This is a genomic window from Bradyrhizobium sp. (genome assembly GCF_049586575.1).
GTDB lineage: Bacteria > Pseudomonadota > Alphaproteobacteria > Rhizobiales > Xanthobacteraceae > Bradyrhizobium.
In genome coordinates this window covers 1-3,719 of record NZ_JBAVCF010000444.1, presented here as the reverse complement: position 1 = coordinate 3,719, position 3,719 = coordinate 1, and the positions used below count along the sequence as shown (strand labels likewise).

The following is a 3,719-nucleotide window of genomic DNA, read 5'->3' as shown; positions in this document are numbered from 1 at the left end:
TGCAGGAATTGCAAGGCCGGGATCAGGCGCTGCTCCACGTCGGTGAAATCGCTGCCGAACGGAAACCAGGGAAGCAAACCCGCCTGCCGGGCCGGCCGCAGCGCGTCTGCAATCCGGTCCGGAGTGTTTTGCCGCCAGGCGGATGGAATTGTAAAATTCGCAGGCAATTTGCCGGCGTCTTTCGCCCGACGGGTCAATTCATCCTGGAATCGGGAGTCCGCGACCTGCAACATCGCCGCGATCACATCGGCGTCCGATTTTCCCCTGAGATCGGCGACGCCATATTCGGTGCCGACGATATCGCGCAAATGCCGCGGAACGGTCTCGTGGCCATAGCTCCAGAGGATATTGGATCGCAGCCGGCTGCCTGACCGCCGGGTCGCATCGAGGGTCAGAATCGAGCGTGCCCCCGACAGCGCGAAAGCCTGCGCCACGAAGTTGTATTGGCCGCCGACACCGCTCACGACCTGCCCGTTCTCGAGACCATCGGAAACAGCCGCCCCCAGCAAGGTCGCCATCATCGCATTATTGACGAAGCGAGCATCGACGCGGGCGCGGCGCTTTTGCTCCTCGTCGCCGTAGAGCTCGTTGGTGAACGAGACCGGCATCATCTGAATGCGCGCGAGTTGCTCCGGCGTCATGTCGCGCAAGGCACGGTAGAACGATTTCGGGCCGAGGAAAAACGCGCCATGAAGCAGCACGCCGTCCACCTCGCGCTTGAGAACGCCGGCGTCGATCAAGCCGATGAAGGCCTCAAACAGCATTTCGCTGACGCCGTAGAGGCCTTTTTCGAAAGGCGCGGTTTCGACCGGCGGACTGGCAGGCGCGAGCCGCCGCACGGTCGTCTCGAATTGCGCAGGGTCGCGATGGCGCAGGATCAGGCCTTGCGCCAGCGCATCGCTGACCTGGCCGATGCCGATCTGCAACGTGCCGCCGTCACGAACGAGGCCCGCCACATGAAGACCAATCGCGTATTTGGTGTCGGTGATGGGTTCAGACGGCGGCGCGAACAGCGGAAACTCGGTTTCCGGGCTTTCCAGGATCGCGCCGAATTCGTCGCCCGGCAGATCGCCCGCGCCCGGCATGAAAGGCAATTCGGAATTCACCTGCCCGATCAGCCTGAAAGACGTGCGGCCCTCGGCGCGTGCCCGCAGGAGATCGAGCGTGATGTCGGTATTACAGCTCAGGCTGTAGCGGGGGACGCCGTCGATCACGCGCTTGGCCACCAGTTGCGTGACGACGTTGAGCCCACGCGCGAGCAGGTACGACGACGCGTGGGTATAATTCGCGGAGATGTAATTCTGCTGCGCAGACGGAACATGCAACCACCTTCCCGCCAGGAAAAAGAACTCGATCACCTGAACATTGGGCGGCAATTGATTGGCACGCAGCGGATCCGCATAGGCAAGATCCGGATACGCTCCGAACAGCCGTTCGATGACGGGCGAGATGAAGCGCCGCTCCAGCAAATTGGACGGGCGCGGCTTTTCCAGCGTCAGCGCCGACAAGAAGGTGAGACGGATGGAGCGGTCGGCAACCGCGCGCGCGTAAAGTGCGTTGACGATGTGGTTGGCCTTGCCGAGACCGAGCGGCAGGCCGACCACGAGATCGGTGCCGACGTCACGGACGATGTCCTCTGCAATCGCCTCGGGGTCGGAAAACAGTTTAGGCATTTGTTACACTGGTCCTGTCGGCAGCCGGCTTTGGACCGGCAATGGATACAATTGAATAGTCATATTCCAGGGAGAGAGTCACGATGATGAAGCTGTACTACGCAACGGGCACCTGCGCACTGGCTTCCCATATCGCGCTTGAAGAGAGCGGCGCCGAATATTCGACCGTCAGGATCAGCTTCGCAACCAACGAACAGCGCTCGCCGGAATATCTCGCCATCAACCCGAAGGGGCGTGTCCCGTCGCTGGTGACCGACGGCCGGGAAGAGCTGATATCCGGCCGGTTTAGGCCCCTTCCCGCCCGGGACTTATCTCTGTAGTGTGGCGATCAAAGCCGCGGCGGACAACGCCGGGCGCGTAGGCAATGGGAGAAGAGCGTCATGAGCCAGTTGCGGCATGCGATCGTGCTGATCGCGGCAACGTTTGCTTTCGCCAGCCCCTGCGCCGCCAAAATCGTCAAGTTCGAAATTCTGAAGGTGGAATCTCCCGCATTCGAGGGGCGAAGCTTCGGCGCGGTCGGCACCTACGACCGGATTCTGGCTCGCGCAACGATCGCCGTGGCGCCTGACGATCCCCACAACAGGATCATTGTCGATCTCGACCGTGCCCCGCGCAATGCGCAAGGTCAGGTCGAAGCCACCACCGACGTGGAAATCCTGCGGCCGACGGTCGCCGCGAACGGCAACCGCACCCTGTTCTACGAGGTGCTCAATCGCGGCAGCAAACTGGGGCTGGCGCTGTTCAACGATATCCCCACGGTAACCAACGATCTCGTCAAGGCGACCGATGCCGGCAACGGCTTCCTGATGAACCACGGTTACACCGTGGTGTGGAGCGGCTGGCAGGGCGACATCGTTCCGGGCGGCGGCCGCATGACCTTTTCGCCTCCGGTCGTACCCGGCGTGACCGGCCTCGCACGTGAAGATTTCGTTTTCGACCACACCACCAATCCGGCGACCGGTACGCTGAGCTACCCGGCTGCCGACCTCGATCCCGCGAACGCCAAAATCAGCGTTCGTGAGCGCGAGGCCGATCCGCGCGCTACGCCGGCGGACCTTGGCGTCACGTTCGAGAGTCCAACAAAAATTTCGATCAAACGGCCGGAAGGTTTTGACGCCGGCGCGATCTACGAATTCATCTATATCGCCAAGGACCCAAAGGTGATGGGCCTGGGCTTTGCGGCAACGCGCGACGTCGTCTCGTTCCTTCGTCACGAGACGGCGGACGCTGCGGGCGCCGGCAATCCCCTCGCCGGCCGGATCGACCGCGCGATCGGGTTCGGCCTGTCGCAAAGCGGCCGTTACCTGCACGACTATCTCTATCTCGGCTTCAATGCGGATGAAGCCGGCCGCACCGTCTTCGAGGGCCTGATGCCGCATATCTCCGGCGGCAAGAAGACCTTCACCAATTATCGCTTCAGCCAGCCCGGCCGCTCACCTTACGAGCACGCGGACATGCTGTATCCGGGCGCGGACTTTCCATTCACCTATCCCGTGACGACCGACAGCGTTTCCGGAAAAAGCGACGGCTTTCTGGCGCGCTGTCTTGCCGCCGGCAACTGCCCGAAGATCATCAAGACCGACAGCGAACTGGAATTTTACCAGCAGCGCGCTTCGCTTGTCGTAACGGATACGCACGGCAATGCCATAGCAATGCCTGATAATATCCGGCTGTTCCTGCTGTCCAACCTGCAACATTACGCCCTCGCGCGGGACAAATCCCAGATGGCGAAGGTTTGCGCCAACCCGACCAATCCTTTGAATGCGGGGCCGGTGGTACGTGCGTTGCTGGTCGCCATGAATGAGTGGGTAGCCAAAGGCACGTTGCCGCCGAACAGCCGTTATCCGAGCCGCACGGATGCGACGCTGGTGCCGCCCTCGGCCAGCGCGGTCGGCTTTCCCAACATCCCTGGCTTTGCCTATCCGAGCCGGATAGCCCAGCCGACCGCGCTCAAATCCGAAGACATGCCGCCGTCGAAGGGCGTTGCCTATCCGGTATTCGTTCCGAAGACCGACGCCGATGGTCGCGACATTGCCGGCGTTCACT

2 protein-coding genes and 1 pseudogene are annotated in these 3,719 nt (G+C 62.1%); 2 read left to right on the top strand and 1 reads right to left on the bottom strand.

Annotation, left to right across the window (positions count from 1 at the left end):
- Positions 1 to 1,673 (bottom strand): acetyl-CoA hydrolase/transferase C-terminal domain-containing protein (locus WB528_RS17415; protein ID WP_423889647.1); only part of this gene is annotated, 1,673 nt, incomplete at its 3' end.
- Between the two features lie 83 nt (positions 1,674 to 1,756).
- On the opposite strand from WB528_RS17415, the pseudogene WB528_RS17410 reads away from it, so the two are divergent.
- A pseudogene (locus WB528_RS17410) lies at positions 1,757 to 1,930 on the top strand (glutathione S-transferase N-terminal domain-containing protein); the annotation flags it as partial.
- A 123-nt stretch (positions 1,931 to 2,053) separates the two neighbouring features.
- Positions 2,054 to 3,719, top strand: a 1,666-nt coding sequence (locus tag WB528_RS17405) for an alpha/beta hydrolase domain-containing protein (protein WP_423889646.1), incomplete at its 3' end; no start/stop codon positions are given.